Here is a 17,067-nt window from a genome sequence, read left to right as displayed (position 1 = left end):
CGAACGGAGGAGGCCCCCGACCGATCGAATCCTTGGGCAGGGGCACACGCTCAACTGTCGCCACGACGGCGGCACATGGCGCCCACGACGGGCCACAGCGCCCCCGAGCACGGCCTGGCCCGGTCCCCCGCGGACGGCGGGTGGCCGGGCCGGCTCTCGGTCCGTCAGCCGTGCTTGGCGCGGCTCGCGGCCCGGGCGCGCTCGCGGGCGTCCAGGTTGACCTTGCGGATGCGTACGGCCTCCGGGGTCACCTCGACGCACTCGTCGTCGCGGCAGAACTCCAGGGACTGCTCCAGGGAGAGCTTGCGCGGCGGGACGATCGCCTCGAACGAGTCGGCCGAGGAGGACCGCATGTTCGTGAGCTTCTTCTCCTTGGTGATGTTCACGTCCATGTCGTCGGAACGCGAGTTCTCACCGACGATCATGCCCTCGTAGACCTCGGTGCCGGGGTCGGTGAACAGCACGCCGCGCTCCTGGAGGTTCGTCATCGCGAACGCGGTGACGGCGCCGGAGCGGTCGGCGACGAGCGAGCCGTTGTTACGGGTCGTCAGCGTGCCGAACCACGGCTCGTGGCCCTCGTGGATGGAGTGGGCGATGCCCGTGCCGCGCGTGCCGGTCAGGAACTCCGTACGGAAGCCGATGAGGCCGCGGGAGGGGACGACGAACTCCATGCGGACCCAGCCCGAGCCGTGGTTCGACATGTTGTCCATCCGGCCCTTGCGGACGCCCATGAGCTGCGTGACCGCGCCCATGTGCTCCTCGGGCACGTCGATCGTCATGCGCTCGACCGGCTCGTAGACCTTGCCGTCGACGACCTTGGTGACCACCTGCGGCTTGCCGATGGTCAGCTCGAAGCCCTCACGGCGCATCTGCTCGACCAGGATGGCCAGCGCCAGCTCGCCACGCCCCTGGACCTCCCAGGCGTCAGGGCGCTCGGTGTCGAGGACACGGAGGCTGACGTTACCGACCAGCTCGCGGTCCAGACGGTCCTTGACCTGACGGGCGGTGACCTTGCGGTCCTTGACCGCGGCCTTGTTCTCCGCGCCCTTGCCGGTGCCACCGCGGCCGACCAGCGGCGAGGTGTTCGTACCGATGGTCATCGAGATCGCCGGCTCGTCGACCGTGATCAGCGGCAGCGCGATCGGGTTCTCGGGGTCGGCGAGGGTCTCACCGATCATGATGTCCGGGATACCGGCGACGGCGCAGATGTCACCGGGGCCGGCCACCTCGGCGGGCTTGCGGGTGAGCGCCTCGGTCATCATCAGCTCGGTGATGCGGACGTTGGACATCGTGCCGTCACGCTTGATCCAGGTGACGGTCTGGCCCTTGCGCAGCTCGCCCTGCTCGACGCGGAGCAGCGCGATACGGCCGAGGAAGTTGTCGGCGTCCAGGTTGGTGACGTGCGCCTGGAGCGGCGCCTCCACGTCGTACTCCGGGGCCGGGACGTGCGACAGGATCGTGGAGAAGAACGGCTCCAGGCTGTCGCTGTCGGCGGGGACCGTGCCGTCCTCCGGCTTGGTCAGCGAGGCGACACCGTCACGCGCACACGCGTAGACGATGGGGAACTCGATCTGGTCCTCGTCGGCGTCGAGGTCGAGGAAGAGGTCGTACGCCTCGTTCACGACCTCGTCGATGCGCGAGTCGGGCCGGTCCGTCTTGTTGATGCACAGGATGACGGGCAGCCGGGCCTTGAGGGCCTTGCGCAGCACGAAGCGGGTCTGCGGCAGCGGCCCCTCGGAGGCGTCGACGAGCAGCACGACCGCGTCCACCATCGACAGACCGCGCTCGACCTCACCGCCGAAGTCGGCGTGGCCGGGGGTGTCGATGATGTTGATGGTGATGACGTCGCCGCCATCCTTCGGGTGGTACTTCACCGCCGTGTTCTTGGCGAGGATCGTGATGCCCTTCTCACGCTCCAGGTCGTTCGAGTCCATCATGCGGTCGTCGAGCGACTCGGCGGCGTGCGCGGCGAAGGCACCGGCCTGCTTGAGCATGGCGTCGACCAGAGTGGTCTTGCCATGGTCGACGTGGGCGACGATGGCGACGTTGCGGATGTCGTGGCGCGTGGCCATATTGAGGCGCTTCTCCCGGAGTGTGAGGACGGCCTGCGCTGACATCTGTGTCGCGCGGACCCTGCCGGGCTGGACACGCCACGGCCTCACCCCATGGTACGGGGCCGCCGGGGAGAAGGCCTCCACAGGGGTTCCGGGCCGGCTCAGGCACTCCTGATCTGCGGCGACAGCTCCACCCTCAGTTCGAGACCCAGAGCCCGTGCGAGACGGTCGAGGACAGGGAAGGTCGGTACGGTTCCCCCGCCCTCGAAGCGGGCCACTGCCGATTGAGTCATACCCGCTCGTCGACCGACTTCCCGCTGTGAAAGACCGAGCTCCTGTCGCCGGGCGCGCACGGCCTCACCGAGAGCGAAACGCAGTTGCGCGGCCGCGTACTCCTCCTCGATCTCGTGAGTCATGGGCCGGGCCCGGCGGGCATCCGTGAGGCTGGTTCGCCCGGTTTCCGTCACAGCTCCTCCTCGTCCACTGTGTGGCCTTCAGCCTGGCACTTCTTCATCGCCTGGCGAGCCCGCTCCACCTCGACGAACTCACGCATCCTCGTTTTCGCGAACACGGTGAGCATGACAATGCGTCGCCCGGTGGCGATCCAGTACGTGATCCGTACGCGCGCGGCGCCACAGTAGAAACGCAGTTCCCTGAGCTTGCCGTCGAGCTGACGGGTGTACGGCTCGCCGAGGTGGACTCCTCGCTGTTCCAACAGGTCAAGGTGCATGAGCGCCTGTGCCCAGCGTTTGTCGTCGAGTCCGCCAAGCCATTCGGCGACCTCCGGCTCAAGTTCGACCGTACCCCACGTCATAGCATCGACGCTATGGCCACAGGGGGCCCGCCCGAGATCGATTGGCCCCGGGTTCACTCCATCGTGCGCCTGGCCGCCGCCCCGTGTCGTACAGGGCAGCGGCCGGAGTACGCAGGGTTGATCCCCTACTTTCCTGTGGGCCGCACCGGTCCCTTCGCGCCCTTCTTCAGGAACCCCATGTCCTCGTAGACCGGGGTCTGGAAGCCGAAGGCGCCCGCGTTCGCGAGGCCGCTGCGGGCGGCGACGAGCTGGGGCCGCTGGTAGAGGGGGATGGACCCGGCCGCGGCCCAGATGCGGGCGTCCGCCTTACGGATCAGGGAGCGGGTCTTCGACTCGTCGAGGGTGGCCACGGCCTGGTCGAAGAGCTGGTCGACCCGGTCCGTGCCGACGCGCGTGTAGTTCTGCTCGACGCTCAGCGAGCCGTCGGCGGCCGGTACCGGCTTGGCGTAGATCGGCCGGGCGTCGGTGGCGGGGTACGCGGAGGTCGGCCAGGACCACAGCGCGAGGTCGTACTGCCCGTTCGCGATGTGGTCCTTGAAGTAGCTCTCGTCGGCGACCTTGGAGATCTCCGTCTTGATCCCGACGCGCTCCAGCATGACCGCGATCCGCTCACCGACGGCCCGCAGCGACTCCGTGCCCGGCCCCGACGGCAGCACGAACCGCAGCGTCAGCAGCTTGCCGTTCTTGGCGAGCGGTCCCCGCGCGGTGTCGGCGGGCGCCCGTGTCCCCTGCGGCGCGTACGCGCCGGGCGCACCGCCCGGCTTGAACTGCTTGCCGTCCTGGGCGAGGTTCTCGTCGGCGTCGTACGGCTTGTTGTCCTCGCCGACGGTGTACGTGCTCTCGTCCGCGGAAGCGGAGGCGGAGGCCGAGGCGGGCTTGGAGGCCGGGGCCGCGGCGGAGGCGGAAGGGGAGGCCGAGGCCGAAGCGGAGGCGGAGGCGGGCTTAGAGGCCGAGGCTGAGGTCGAGGCGGAGGCGGATGGGGAGCCGTTGGAGCCGGGGGCGCCCTTCTCCGTGGTCTCCTCTCCCTCCGCGCCGGCCGCCTTCCTGCTCTCCGCGACGGGCTTGAGGGGGCCGCCCTGTTCCCATCCGGCGTCGGCGAGGAGGGCCCGCGCCTCGTCGGTGTCCTGGCCGCCGAGAGCGCCGCTGCTGTCGGCGTAGTGGGCCTGGCCGGCGAGGGCGAGGTGGCTGCCGACGGGGACGGCGGGCAGGCCCAGGGGTTTCAGGACGAGGGCGGCGAGCTTCTTCCGGTCGATCGCGCGGGCCACGGCACGGCGGACCCGCTCGTCGGCGAGGGGGCCCTCGGAACCGTTCAGGGCGAGCTGGGTGAAGGCGGGTTCCAGGGACCGGCGGACGACGAAGCCGCGCAGGGCGGACTGCTGGGCGGTGTACGCGGCGAGCGCCTCGCGCCGCTTCTTCCGGGCGGTGATCTCGTCGTCCGCGGCCGCCTTGTCCGAGCCGTGCGCGATGGCCCAGGACCGCATCGACGTCGCGGGGGTCACGCCGGAGCCGGGCCCGTGGGCGGGGGAGCCGTTCCGGGCCGTGGCACCGTGCTCGGCCGGAGAACCGCTCCGCGTGAGAGGCCCGGCGCCCCGCGATCCCTTCTCGTCACGGGAGGCGAGCATGATCTGCTCGGCCTGCGCCGCGTCGATCTCGGCGATGTCGACCTTGTCCTCGGCCAGCGCCTTGGCCCGCTCGGTGCGCGGTACGGCACGCAGGACCAGCTCCGAGAGCTTGGCGGGGCGGCCCCACCAGCGGGGATTGCGGGTGAGTGTGACCTCGCCGCCCTTGCGGTCGATGTCCTTCAGCGCGTACGGCCCGGCGGTGACCTTGAGCTTCTTGCGGGCGCCGTCGTTGAAGGAGTCCGGGGTGCCCATCACCTGCTTCGGGTACAGCGGCGAGAACAGCGACTTCCAGTCGGCGTACGGACGGGCGAAGGTGACCCGGACCTCGAGGTCGTTGTCGCCCCGTTCGATCTTCTCGATGCGTTCGTAGCCGGCGTTCCTGGCCGTCCAGTACGCGGAGTCCTTGCCGGACAGGGCCCGCCACTGCGCGGCGAAGTCGGCCGCGCCGATCTCGCGGCCGTCGCTCCACACCGCCTGCTGGTTCAGTTTGTAGAGGACGACCTGCCGGGGCTCGCGGTCGACCACCTTCGCGGACTCCAGGTAGTCCGGGTGGGCCTGGGGGCGTCCGCTGGTGTCGAGGCGGTACATCGACGGCAGGACGGCGCCGGCGATCCGCGCCGTGGCCGGGTCGGCGTCCGCCTGGAACGTGTTGAACGTCTCCGGTACGGCGTCCACGGCCCAGCGCAGGGTGCCGCCGTCGGCGACGAGGTTCCGCGCGGCCGGCGCGATGTCCGGTCCGGCGACGGGTCTGCCCGCCGGGTCCTCCTCACCGCATCCGCTCAGCACGGGCATCGTGAGCACGCCGGCGGCCAGGAACGCCAACGAGCGGCGCGCGGCGCGCGGTCGAACGCGGTCGTGGGGAATCGGCATCACTGCGACCTCCTCGCTCCGCGGTGGGAGAACGGGGACGGGGGTGGCTCTGATCACGTTCGGCGGTATATGGAGCTGATCAGACGGATGCGGCCCACTGAAGAGGACGGGGTTCTTGTAGGACCGGCGACACGACGAGGGACGCGCCGGAACCCACCCGTGCGGCCCAACGCGGCGTTCCTTTGCGCCGGGGGAGCTCGGGGGGGGGTCGGTCGTATGGCGGCCGCGGGTGCGTAGTGGTTGCCCGCGCAGTTCCCCGCGGGCCTGAAAAGCAGGGGCTGCGCCCCGTGCTTTTCAGGCCCGCGGGGGCCCGATCTTTTTGGGTGCGCGGGGGACTGCGCGAGCAACCACACCACCCGCACGCGCCGACGCACGGACGCCCCCGAGCTCCCCGGACGTAAAAGAACCCCGCACACCGCTTCCCACCGGCCGGTGTGACGCGCGACACTCGCAGGCGCATGAACGTTGCCGCCTTGGGGCCACCACCCCGTGAAAGCGAGGGCAAGTCATGTCCGTGCACGACGACTTGACGTCGGTCCGGCGCTGCCTGGACGAACTGACCCGGTCCGTACGTCGCCTGGAACAGCAACTGGGCGGCAGCGGCCTGGAGATACGCCGCGTCCGAACCGACGCCGACCACCTGCGCGAGAGCATCGCGTTGCTGGGCGAGGCCGCTCCCGCCCTGGCGAAACCGCGCCGCCCCGACCTGGTCCCCATCTCCGACACCCCGTACGACAGCTCGCTGTGGACGGACTCGGACGACGAGGGCCTCGGCGCCCGCGACCGCCGCGCACCCTGACCGCCGTAACCGACCACCCCGACCGCCGTAACCGACCACCCCGAAACCCGAGCCCGAGAACCCGAGACGCCAAGAACCCGACCGGGAGTCCCCCGTTGGCCACTGGTACGGAACCACCGGCAACAGAACCCCTTCCACAGCGCGGCGGCGTGCGGACCCGTACGCGCGCCGCGATCTCCGCCCCGCATCTGCGCACCGACCGATGGTGGCTGGCCCCCGCCGCCACGGCCGCCGGACTGCTGGCCTTCATCGTCTACTCGACATGGCGGGCCTTCGCGGACGAGCACTACTACGCGGCCCCGTACGTCTCGCCGTTCTACTCGCCCTGTCTGGCGGAACGCTGCGAGCCCATGCACGGCGGCCCCAACTGGGAGATCCTCGGCGGCTGGTGGGGCATCTCACCGGCGATCATCATCCTGATCTTCCCGCTCGGCTTCCGCCTGACCTGCTACTACTACCGCAAGGCCTACTACCGCGGCTTCTGGGCGTCCCCGCCCGCCTGCGCGGTGGCCGAGCCGCACAAGAAGTACTCGGGTGAGACCCGGTTCCCGCTGATCCTGCAGAACCTCCACCGGTACTTCTTCTACGCCGCCCTGCTCGTCGCCGGCATCCTCACCTACGACACCGTGCTGGCCTTCCGCGACGAGCACTACGAGTGGGGCCACATGGGCCTCGGCACCCTCGTGTTCCTCGTCAACATCGTGCTGATCTGGGCGTACACCCTCTCCTGCCACTCGTGCCGGCACATCGTCGGCGGCAAGCTCAAGCACTTCTCCAAACATCCCGTGCGCTACCGGATGTGGCAGTGGGTCGGGAAACTGAATGCCCGTCACATGCAGCTCGCCTGGGCCTCGTTGGTGAGCGTGGCGCTCGCCGACTTCTACGTGTACCTGGTCGCGTCCGGCGCCTTCGACGATCCGAGGTTGTTCTGATGTCCGTGGTCGATCGACAGGAGTGGGACGTCGTCGTGATCGGGGCCGGCGGTGCCGGACTGCGCGCCGCGATCGAGGCCCGTGAGCGGGGCGCCCGTACGGCCGTGATCTGCAAGTCCCTGTTCGGCAAGGCCCACACGGTGATGGCCGAGGGCGGCATCGCCGCCGCCATGGGCAACGTCAACTCCGGTGACGACTGGCAGGTCCACTTCCGCGACACCATGCGCGGCGGCAAGTTCCTCAACCAGTGGCGGATGGCGGAGCTGCACGCGCGCGAGGCCCCCGACCGGGTGTGGGAGCTGGAGACCTGGGGCGCCCTCTTCGACCGTACGAAGGACGGCCGCATCTCGCAGCGCAACTTCGGCGGCCACGAGTACCCGCGCCTCGCCCACGTGGGCGACCGTACGGGCCTGGAGCTGATCCGCACCCTCCAGCAGAAGATCGTGGCGTTGCAGCAGGAGGACCACAAGGAGACCGGTGACTACGAGTCCCGGCTGAAAGTCTTCCAGGAGTGCACGATCACCCGGGTGTTGAAGGACACGGCATCCGACGGCGGCTCCGCCGCGGGCCGGGTCTCCGGTGTCTTCGGCTACGAGCGCGAGTCGGGCCGGTTCTTCGTCATCGAGGCACCCTCCGTCGTCATCGCCACCGGTGGCATCGGCAAGTCCTTCAAGGTGACGTCGAACTCGTGGGAGTACACGGGCGACGGCCACGCGCTCGCCCTGCTCGCGGGCGCGCCCCTGCTGAACATGGAGTTCGTGCAGTTCCATCCGACGGGCATGGTCTGGCCGCCGTCGGTGAAGGGCATCCTCGTCACGGAGTCGGTGCGCGGGGACGGCGGGGTGCTCAGGAACTCCGAGGGCAAGCGGTTCATGTTCGACTACATCCCGGACGTCTTCAAGGAGAAGTACGCGCAGTCCGAGGAGGAGGGCGACCGCTGGTACGAGGATCCGGACCACAACCGGCGCCCGCCCGAGCTGCTGCCGCGTGACGAGGTGGCGCGGGCCATCAACGCCGAGGTGAAGGCGGGCCGGGGATCGCCGCACGGCGGGGTCTTCCTGGACGTGTCCACCCGGATGCCGGCCGAGACCATCCGCCGCCGACTCCCCTCCATGTACCACCAGTTCAAGGAGCTGGCGGACGTCGACATCACGGCGGAGGCGATGGAGGTCGGACCCACCTGTCACTACGTGATGGGCGGGATCGCGGTCGAGTCGGACACGGCGGCGGCGCGCGGGGTGCCGGGCCTGTTCGCGGCTGGTGAGGTGGCCGGCGGTATGCACGGCTCCAACCGGCTGGGCGGCAACTCCCTCTCCGACCTGCTGGTGTTCGGCCGCCGGGCCGGGCTGCACGCGGCCGAGTACGCGGCGGGCCTCGCCGGTTCGCGCCCCCCGGTGGACGACATCGAGGTCGACACGGCCGCCGCCGAGGCACTGCGCCCGTTCTCCGCCGAGGGCCCGGCGCCGGGGCAGGAGGAGGGACGGCCGCCGGAGAACCCGTACACCCTCCACCAGGAGCTCCAGCAGGCCATGAACGACCTGGTCGGCATCATCCGCCGCGAGGGCGAGATGGAGCAGGCGCTGGAGAAGCTGGCCGATCTACGGGTGCGGGCGCGCCGGGCGGGGGTGGAGGGGCACCGGCAGTTCAACCCCGGCTGGCATCTCGCCCTGGATCTGCGGAACATGCTGCTGGTCAGCGAGTGTGTGGCGAGGTCCGCGCTGGAACGCACGGAGTCCCGTGGCGGCCACACCCGCGAGGACCACCCGGCGATGGACCGTGACTGGCGCCGGATCAATCTGCTCTGCCGGCTCACCGACCCGACGGGCGGGCCGGCGGCCACGCACGCGGTCGTCGGCCGGATCGACCTCACCCGTGAGACCACCGAAGCCATCCGTCCCGACCTGCTCGCCCTCTTCGACAAGGAGGAGCTGGTCAAGTACCTCGCCGAAGAGGAGCTGTACGAGTGAGCAGCTACGAGGAGTCGCGGTCATGAGCGGCTACCAGGCCCGCTTCAAGGTGTGGCGGGGCGATGTGCGGGGCGGCGGCCTGGAGGACTTCGAGGTCGAGGTCAACGAGGGCGAGGTGGTGCTCGACATCATCCACCGTCTGCAGGCGACCCAGGCCCCCGACCTCGCCGTCCGCTGGAACTGCAAGGCGGGCAAATGCGGTTCGTGCTCGGCGGAGGTCAACGGTCGCCCCCGGCTGATGTGCATGACCCGGATGTCGGTGTTCGAGCGGGACGAGACGATCACCGTGACGCCGCTGCGGGCCTTCCCCGTGATCCGCGACCTGGTCACGGACGTGGGTTTCAACTACGCCAAGGCGCGTGAGGTCCCGGCCTTCGTACCGCCGGAGAAGCTCGGCGCCGGCGAGTACCGCATGATGCAGGAGGACGTGGACCGCTCGCAGGAGTTCCGGAAGTGCATCGAGTGCTTCCTCTGCCAGGACACCTGCCATGTCGTCCGCGACCACGAGGAGAACAAGCCGGCCTTCGCGGGCCCGCGCTTCCTGATGCGCGTCGCGGAACTCGACATGCACCCGCTGGACGCGGCGGAGGACACCGGCCTGGACCGCAAGAAGACGGCCCAGGACGAACACGGCCTCGGCTACTGCAACATCACCAAGTGCTGCACCGAGGTCTGCCCCGAAGGCATCAAGATCACGGACAACGCGCTGATCCCCCTCAAGGAACGTGCCGCCGACCGCAAGTACGACCCGCTGGTGTGGCTGGGCTCGAAGATCAGGAGGCGTTCCTCGGCGGGGTGAGGGCCCGAGAACGTGGGTGCCCTTCCGCTCCCCGCCGCGCGGTCGCGGCACAGCGGCGGCGGCGCGGCGAGGTGGCGGCCCGCAGCCACGGCGGCTCGGGCCCGGGCGTCGGGTCGTTGCGGGTGAGGGCCGGTCCGCGCGCGGCCGTCATGGGGTGGTGACGCGACCGGGGCGGGTCGCGAGGTACGACAGCACCGCGTTCGTGAGGAGCGAGCAGGATCAGGCCCGCCAGCCCGAACCCCTCCGCGCGCTCGGTCATCCTGCCGAAGCACCACGGGCGCATTCCCGCGCGGCGGGCGAGCGAAGCGTGGCCCCACGGAACCGGCCGCGTCGTGGTGCGGCGCGGCGCGGCGCGGCGCGGCGCGGCAACGGCAACGGCAACGGCAACGGCAACGGCAACATCCACCGCGTACGGATCGCGAGGACGCCGGACACGGCGCCGGACACGGCGGTGGCCGCCAGGGCCGCCGCGAGGCACCCGATCACGATGCGCGTCACGCTGCCCGCCTCCCCCGTGCGAACGTCGATCACGGCATGCCCTCGTCACCGACACCAGGCTCCGCCTCCCCCACTCCGCCCCATCCCACTCGCGGCCGCGCGACACCGGCCATACGCTCCCAAATGTGACGTCGCGTCTGAGAAAGAGCCGAGCGCGGAGCGCCACGTCGCACATAGCCGTGCGCCTGGCCCACACCGCGTTCGGCGGGCTGGCAGCCATGGCCTGGCTCCTGCTGCCCACGACGACACAGACGGCCGCCGAGGGGCCTGCCACGGCACCGAGCGCCGACGAGCGGTCCGTGCTCAGGGCCGTGGAGCCGACCATCAGCGGGCATCCGGCAGCTCCGGCCTCCGACAGGAGACCCCCCGTGCCTCCGGCCGCCAGCGGGCGTGCCGTGGCACCGGGTGACGGCGAACGACCCGTGACTCCGGGCGACGGCGAGCGGTTCGTGGCCCCCGGCGGCGCCAACCCACCCAAGGGCCCGAGCGGCACCGGACAGTCCACCGTTCCGGCCATCGGCGAGCAACCCACGCCTCCGGGCAGCGACGAACGGCTCCTGGCTCCTGGCGGCAGTGGACCCTTGTCCCCGGCCGACGCGGTGTCGCCGGCACCCGCGGCTGTCGGCGCGCGGTCCGTGACTCCGGCCGACGGCGGGGCGGCTCCCACTGACGACGAGGCCTCCGGGGTGGATCTGATCCTGCCGGTGGCCGCCGCGGGGGCGGCGGTCGCCGTGGCCACGTACTCACTCGTACGACGCAGGCGCCGCGCCCAGGTGCGTACGACCCCGACCGGCGTCTTCGAACCGCTGACCACCCCGCTGCCCGACCTCCACCGCCGAGCCCAGCGGCTGCTCGTCGAGACCGACGACAGCGTCCGCACGAGCGCCGAGGAACTCCGCTTCGCGGCGGCCCGACCGGGCCAGGGGGCCGCCGAGCCGCTCCCGGACGGACCGACGGACCACGACGAAGCCGAACCCGACCCGGCGAGCCCGGCGAGCCCGGCGAGCCCGGCGAGCCCGGCGAGCCCGGCGAGCCCGGCGAGCCCGGCGAGCCCGGCGAGCCCGGCGAGCCCGGCGAGCCCGGCGAGCCCGGCGAGCCCGGCGAGCCCGGCGAGCCCGGCGAGCCACGACGAAGCCGAACCATCCGCAGCGCGCCCCGCCGACCACGGCGACCCCGTGCCGTCCGCGGCAGGGTCGGCTGCTACCGACGACACCGAACCACACGCCGAGGGGGCGGCGGGTCGCGACGACGCCGGAACGTCCGTGGCGAGCCCCACCGGCCACGACGCCCCCCAGCCGCACGCAGAGAGGTCGGCCGGTACCAACACCACCCAACCGCACGCCGAAGGGCAGCCCGGTACCGACGACACCGAACCACACGCGGAAGAGCAGGCCAGTACCGACGACGCCGGAACGTCCGTGGCGAGCCCCACCGGCCACGACGCCCCCCAGCCGCACGCAGAGAGGTCGGCCGGTACCAACACCACCCAACCGCACGCCGAAGGGCAGCCCGGTACCGACGACACCGAACCGCACGAGAAGGAGTCGGCGGTGGCCGGCCCGGTCCTGTGGCGCCCGGAGGGGCGGGTTGTGCTGGATCTGGCCAAGCCCTTCGCGGAGACTCCCGCGGCGCTGGACGCGGTGCAACCGTTCGTGGAGGCGCTGGCGGATGCGCGGGGTGAGCTGGTGGCGGCCTTCGTGGCGGGTCAACGGCTGGACGAGGAGAGCGACGCCCTGGCGCCCGACGAGGAACGCGCGCTGCTGGAGGAGATCCTCACGCGGTGCACGACGGCACAGCGGCGGCTCGACACGGCGACCCCCGCCTTCGATCAACTCCGGTCCCTGGAGCGCGACATCACCCCGGCCCTGGAGTGCGCGGAGGCCCGCTTCCGCGAGCTGACCGGCCGTACGGCGACCGCGGCCACCACCCTCACCGCCCTCCGCGACGGCTACGCCCCCGCCGCCTCCCTCCCCGTCACCGGCCACGTCGAGCAGGCCAAGGACCGTCTGGTCTTCGCCACCACCGAGCTGAACCGGGCCCGCCAGGCCGCCTACCCGGGCGACCTGGACACCGCGGCCGTCCACCTGCGGGCCGCCGAGGGCGCGATCGACCAGGCGGACATGTTCGTGACCGGGGTGGAGCGGCTCGCCACCGAGCTGGCACGCGCCGGCCAGCTCGCGCAGCAGAGCGCCCCCCACACCGGCCCGTACGACGACCCCCTCGACGTCCTCCGCAGCCAGGGCCGCCCGCTCCTCCCGTCCCGCAGCGCGGTCGCCGCCGCGGCCGACTTCATCACCACGCACCGGGGGGCGGTGGGCGCGAAGGCCAGGACCCGACTGTCGGAGGCGGAACGGCACTTGGCGCAGGCGGTGGCAACGCTTTCCGCCGACCCCGACGAGACCCACGAGACCCACGAAACCGACAAGACCGGCGGGGCCCACCAAACCGACGAGATCGACAGGGCCGCCGAGAACACCGGACACCCGCAACTGGCCCAGGCCCACGCTCTCGCCCAGGAGGCCCGGAACCTGGCCGAGCAGGACGTACGGGCGTACGGCAACCCGTACGGCGGCCCGGTCGGCGACGGCCTGGCCGGCGCCCTCCTGGGCGGCATCATCCTCGGCGAGACCCGCGACGGCACCGGCCGGGCCGACCTACGGGGCCCGGCCTGCTACGGCGGAACAGCGACCCGCGCCCGCAGGACATCAGGCGGCCAGTTCTGACAAGCGGTCCGGCGACGAAGGCGAGAACCGCAAAAACCGCAACCGAACCGCTAGAACAGGCTCAGCAACGCCTCCGCCGGATCCGTCAGCCCGTTCTCCCCACCCGGCAACGGCAGTTCGAACCACACGGTCTTGCCGCGCGGCGTACGCCGTGAGCCCCACGCCGCGGAGAGCAGCCCGACGAGCTGCAGTCCGCGTCCGCCCTCGTCGGTGTCGCGGGCCCGGCGCCGACGCGGCTGCACGAGACCCGCGTCCCACACCTCGCAGACAAGCGTCCTGTCGAGGAGCATCCGAAGCCGTATCTCGCCCTCGCCATAGCGCAACGCATTGGTGACCAGCTCGCTGACCAGCAGTTCCGCCGTGTCGATGAGCGGCTCGAGGTTCCAGGCCTGCAGCCGCCCCCGCGCGTACTCACGGGCGCGGCCCACGCTGCGCGGCTCACGCGGCAGGGTCCAGTCGCCGACGGAGTCCTCCGGCAGCCCCTGGACACGAGCCATCAGCAGCGCGATGTCGTCCTCGCCGTGGTGGGTGTCGAGGGTGTTGAGGACGTGGTCGCAGACATCCTCCAGCGACCGGGGTGTGTCGGCGCGCAGCGCGGTCGGCGGTTGGGCGGGGTCGGTGAGCGCGCCCACGAACGCCTGGAGGCCCTCGTCGAGGGGATGGTCGCGCGATTCGACCAGTCCATCCGTGTAGAGCGCCAGCAGTGCGCCTTCGGGTAGTTCGACCTCCACCTCCTCGAACGGCTCGCCGCCGACGCCGAGCGGCATGCCGGGCGGCACGTCGAGCATCAGCGCGCTCTCACCGGGCTCGACCAGCACCGGCGGCAGATGGCCCGCGTTGGCGAAGGTGCAGCGGCGGGTCACCGAGTCGTAGACGGCGTAGACGCAGGTGGCGAGGTAGACCTCGGAGAGGTCCTTGTCGCGGGGACGGCCGGCGGACGTGCGGGAGGCCGACTGGCCGCCGCCGGGGGTGCCGAGGCCGCGGGCGATCTCGTCGAGCGCCGAGAGGACCTCGGCGGGTTCGAGGTCCAGCAGGGCCAACGTACGAACAGCCGTACGAAGTTCGCCCATCGCCACCGCTGCCCGCAGCCCGCGGCCCATGACGTCGCCGACGACGAGTGCCGTGCGGTGGCCGGGGAGTTCGATGACGTCGAACCAGTCGCCGCCGACCTCGGTGGCCGCGTTGCCCGGCAGATAGCGGCAGGCGATGTCGAGCCCGGAGGCCTCGGGGTCGCCCGGCGGCAGCAGGGAGCGCTGCAGGATGAGGGCGCGCTCGTGCTCGCGGCGGTAGAGGCGCGCGTTGTCGATACAGACGGCGGCGCGTGCGGCCAGCTCGACGGCGAGGCCCCGGTCGCGATCGCCGAACGGCTCGCTGCCCTTCGTGCGCGAGAACTGCACGAGCCCCACGACGGTGTCGTGCGCGACCATCGGCACCGCGAGCGTCGACTGGATCAGGTTGCCCTCCTCGGGCACCTGCTGGGGGCGTGCGGTGCGCAGGGCGTCGGCGCAGGGGGAGTTGAACGGGTAGTGGTGCACCGCGCCGACCCGCACGGGGGCGGGGCCGCCGACGAAGGGCGCGTCGGAGACGGCGCTGGCGAAGGCGACCCGGCGCAGTTCGGCGCTGCCGTCGGCGAGTCCGGGCGGGGTCTCGTCGCCCATCAGGAGGCCCTGGTAGAGGTCGACGGTGGCGAGGTCGCAGAAACCGGGGACGACGACGTCGAGGAGTTCGCGGGCGGTGGTCTCCAGGTCGAGGGAGTTGCCGATGCGCGTCCCGGCCTCGTTGAGGAGGGCGAGATTCCGCCGGGCGGCGGCCGCTTCACGGGCGGCGGAGCGGCGGGCCGTGATGTCGGTGGCGAGCCAGGCGATGCCGATGGGACGGCCGGTTCCGCTGTGCACGCGGAAGAGGTTGATGGACCAGTGGCGGCGCTCTTCGGAGCCGGGCACGAAGCCCGTGATGTGCATGTCCGTGATCGAGTCGCCGGTCTCCATGACGCGCCGCAGGGTCGCCTCGACCCGCTCGGCCTCCGGGGACTGCAGATAGTCGTGGACGCCCCGGCCGCGGTGGTCGTCGACCTCGCCGCCGTAGATGGAGGCGAAGCGCTGGTTGGCACGCCTTACCCGAAGATCGGTGTCTATCAGAAGGAACCCGAACGGAGATTGGCCGAAAATTGCCTGCGAAGCGGCAAGGTCGGTCTCTATCCGGCGCAGGGTCCGGACGTCCACGACGATGCACACGGCGGCCCGTTCGCCACCCTCCACGGTGGTGGGCATCACATAGACCTCGGCGAGTCCCTCCACCCCGTCGGGGCCCGGCACACGGAAGGGGACCACCCCGGTCCACTCCCGGCCGTCGAGGACCTCGGCCATCTTCCGCTGGCCCTCTTCACGCCGGTCGGGGTCGATGAACGCCTCGATGGGGTCCATGCCCACGGCCCGCCGCGCCGATATGCCGAACAACTGCTCGGCCCGCAGGCTCCACTGGTCGATGAGCCCGTCAGGACCGATCGAGAACGAAGCCACCTTGATGTAGTCGTACATGGACCCGGGCGGGCTGGTCTGCCACATCGAGTCACCGGTGCCGTGACCACCCATGACGCCCGCGCCACCGGCGGAAGCGCCGGCATCACCGACCCGCACGCCGGACGCACGACTCCCGGACGCACGCCCCTCGGACGCACGACCCGTCGGGTCGTCGCCCGTTTTGTCGCGTGCGGCCCCGCTGTCGCGAGTGGCTCCGCCCAGGCCGGAATCGTCTGCGGCCTCGGGCCTCGCGCGGTCCGACGGGTTCCTGGACCCCGTGGACTCCGTGGCCTTCGCTGGTATCTCGCTCACGCGAACCGTCCCCTCCAGCTCACCGCGTCCGGCTTCGGTCACCAGGGGCGGCTGCCCGCAGTATCCAGCACTACGGCGCCGCGCAACACGGTGTTCACGATCACAGCACGGTCCCGATCGTTTTTGGACCGGCTGGGACATACTCCCAAGTCTTCTAACCAGGCGTTGCCCCCTCGAATCAAAGACTCCAGCCAGCTCTACTGGCTTGAACCAGTCGGTCGCACGCGCGCCCCGGGGAGCCGCCCCCCGCCCCCGGTCCGTACGCCGTGGACTCCCGTCGTGCACCTGGATTTTCACCCCGTACGTCGACAAGGCCGCTCAGCCGGGAACCGCCAGCTCGAACCAGACCGTCTTGCCCGATTCCCCGGGGCGGGTACCCCAGGCCCGCGAGGAACAGGCCACCAACTGCAGACCCCGGCCGCTCTCGTCGTCGACATCGGCCGCGCGCTCACGCGGTGGATCGGGCAGCGGGTCGGAGACCTCGACCAGGAGTGCCCCGGAGGGGCCGGCGGGACGCACGAGCCGTACGCCGATGGGTCCCGTCGCGTGCCGCAGCGCGTTGGTCACGAGCTCGCTCACCAACAAGGCGGTGATGTCCCCGAGCACATCGAGTCCCCACTCGCGCAGTTGCCCTCGCACCACCGCGCGAGCGTCCCGCACCGCCCCCGGCTCCGCCGGAAAGGTCCACTCGGCGCAGTCGTCTCCGCTGTCGATCACGCCGATCACTTCCCAGTCCAGAAGCAGACCCTGTCCGGTTTCATGGGGTTAATGGGCACATACCCGATATCCATCCCGTAGTACCGCGCACGAGGGCGCACCGTGGCACGAACGGCGTAGGGGGCGCACCACATCAGAGAAGCAGCCCCGCGAGGGGCACGGGGAACCGCGCGGCCGGCCACACTCGACCCGCAGCCCAAAAACCACTCCCCAGACGGCGGCTTGGGACGGCAGCCGTGGAGGGCCGGAGAACCAGCACCCCTGGAGGCCGGAGGCGGAGAACCAGCACCCCTGGAGGCCGGAGGCGGAGGGGCAGTGCCCCTGAGGCCGGGACCGTAGGGGCGGCCGCCCCTGGGGATGAGGTCGAAGGGGCGGCGCCCCTGGGGATAGGACGGGTACGGGCGGCGGGGGCGCGGCGGGGGGTGGCGGGCGGGGGCGGGG

The 17,067-nt window shown here is 71.4% G+C and carries 11 protein-coding genes; 5 read left to right on the top strand and 6 right to left on the bottom strand.

Translation table 11 applies throughout. The annotated features are described in order from the left end of the window. Window positions 1-164 precede the first annotated feature (164 nt). From typA to OG202_RS31920, 4 genes are all read right to left on the bottom strand, one after another. Window positions 165-2,072 (bottom strand): translational GTPase TypA, encoded by a 1,908-nt coding sequence (gene typA / locus OG202_RS31935; RefSeq protein WP_326577955.1) that lies wholly within the window; start codon window positions 2,070-2,072, stop codon window positions 165-167. 143 nt (window positions 2,073-2,215) lie between these two features. Next, window positions 2,216-2,470, bottom strand: coding sequence for a helix-turn-helix domain-containing protein (locus OG202_RS31930; protein WP_327732126.1), 255 nt, complete (start codon window positions 2,468-2,470; stop codon window positions 2,216-2,218). A gap of 47 nt (window positions 2,471-2,517) precedes the next feature. After that, window positions 2,518-2,868: a type II toxin-antitoxin system RelE/ParE family toxin gene (locus OG202_RS31925; RefSeq protein WP_326577958.1), complete on the bottom strand. Its 351-nt coding sequence runs from the start codon at window positions 2,866-2,868 to the stop codon at window positions 2,518-2,520. A 125-nt stretch (window positions 2,869-2,993) separates the two neighbouring features. After that, complete coding sequence (locus OG202_RS31920; RefSeq protein WP_328223980.1) at window positions 2,994-5,360, bottom strand: ABC transporter family substrate-binding protein; 2,367 nt, start codon at window positions 5,358-5,360, stop codon at window positions 2,994-2,996. Window positions 5,361-5,868: 508 nt separating this feature from the next. Here OG202_RS31920 and OG202_RS31915 point away from each other — a divergent pair. From OG202_RS31915 to OG202_RS31895, 5 genes are all read left to right on the top strand, one after another. Beyond that, entirely contained in the window at window positions 5,869-6,159 is a 291-nt protein-coding gene (locus OG202_RS31915; RefSeq protein WP_326577962.1) for a hypothetical protein, read from the top strand. 95 nt (window positions 6,160-6,254) lie between these two features. Beyond that, the gene (locus tag OG202_RS31910; RefSeq protein WP_328223978.1) at window positions 6,255-7,091 is read left to right on the top strand and encodes a hypothetical protein; all 837 of its coding nucleotides are present in this window, start codon (window positions 6,255-6,257) and stop codon (window positions 7,089-7,091) included. Then, window positions 7,091-9,058 carry a fumarate reductase/succinate dehydrogenase flavoprotein subunit gene (locus OG202_RS31905; protein ID WP_327727955.1) on the top strand — a complete coding sequence of 656 codons (1,968 nt, stop codon included), beginning with the start codon at window positions 7,091-7,093 and terminating at the stop codon, window positions 9,056-9,058. The genes OG202_RS31910 and OG202_RS31905 overlap by 1 nt, the downstream gene beginning before the upstream one ends. Before the next feature lie 22 nt (window positions 9,059-9,080). Then, window positions 9,081-9,857, top strand: a complete 777-nt coding sequence (locus OG202_RS31900; protein ID WP_327727956.1) for a succinate dehydrogenase/fumarate reductase iron-sulfur subunit — start codon at window positions 9,081-9,083, stop codon at window positions 9,855-9,857. 623 nt (window positions 9,858-10,480) lie between these two features. Further along, the gene (locus OG202_RS31895) at window positions 10,481-13,078 is read left to right on the top strand and encodes a hypothetical protein (RefSeq protein ID WP_328223977.1); all 2,598 of its coding nucleotides are present in this window, start codon (window positions 10,481-10,483) and stop codon (window positions 13,076-13,078) included. Window positions 13,079-13,128: 50 nt separating this feature from the next. Here OG202_RS31895 and OG202_RS31890 read toward each other — a convergent pair whose 3' ends face one another. Together OG202_RS31890 and OG202_RS31885 are read right to left on the bottom strand one after the other, a co-directional pair. Then, a complete protein-coding gene (locus tag OG202_RS31890; RefSeq protein ID WP_405895356.1) occupies window positions 13,129-15,909 on the bottom strand; it encodes a SpoIIE family protein phosphatase in 2,781 nt (926 codons plus the stop codon). 318 nt (window positions 15,910-16,227) lie between these two features. Next, a complete protein-coding gene (locus tag OG202_RS31885) occupies window positions 16,228-16,635 on the bottom strand; it encodes an ATP-binding protein (RefSeq protein WP_326577972.1) in 408 nt (135 codons plus the stop codon). Between the last annotated feature and the right edge of the window lie 432 nt (window positions 16,636-17,067).

The organism is Streptomyces sp. NBC_00310 (assembly GCF_036208085.1).
In the GTDB taxonomy this organism is placed as follows: Bacteria; Actinomycetota; Actinomycetes; order Streptomycetales; family Streptomycetaceae; genus Streptomyces.
The sequence above is the reverse complement of the archived record's forward strand: the minus strand, read 5'-3'. Positions and strand labels throughout refer to the sequence as shown.

Bases quoted from the DNA above. Each gene is read 5' to 3' on its own strand.
- typA (WP_326577955.1), bottom strand. From the start codon at position 2,072: ATGGCCACGCGCCACGACATCCGCAACGTCGCCATCGTCGCCCACGTC.
- OG202_RS31930 (WP_327732126.1), bottom strand. From the start codon at position 2,470: ATGACTCACGAGATCGAGGAGGAGTACGCGGCCGCGCAACTGCGTTTC.
- OG202_RS31925 (WP_326577958.1), bottom strand. From the start codon at position 2,868: ATGACGTGGGGTACGGTCGAACTTGAGCCGGAGGTCGCCGAATGGCTT.
- OG202_RS31920 (WP_328223980.1), bottom strand. From the start codon at position 5,360: ATGCCGATTCCCCACGACCGCGTTCGACCGCGCGCCGCGCGCCGCTCG.
- OG202_RS31915 (WP_326577962.1), top strand. From the start codon at position 5,869: ATGTCCGTGCACGACGACTTGACGTCGGTCCGGCGCTGCCTGGACGAA.
- OG202_RS31905 (WP_327727955.1), top strand. From the start codon at position 7,091: ATGTCCGTGGTCGATCGACAGGAGTGGGACGTCGTCGTGATCGGGGCC.
- OG202_RS31900 (WP_327727956.1), top strand. From the start codon at position 9,081: ATGAGCGGCTACCAGGCCCGCTTCAAGGTGTGGCGGGGCGATGTGCGG.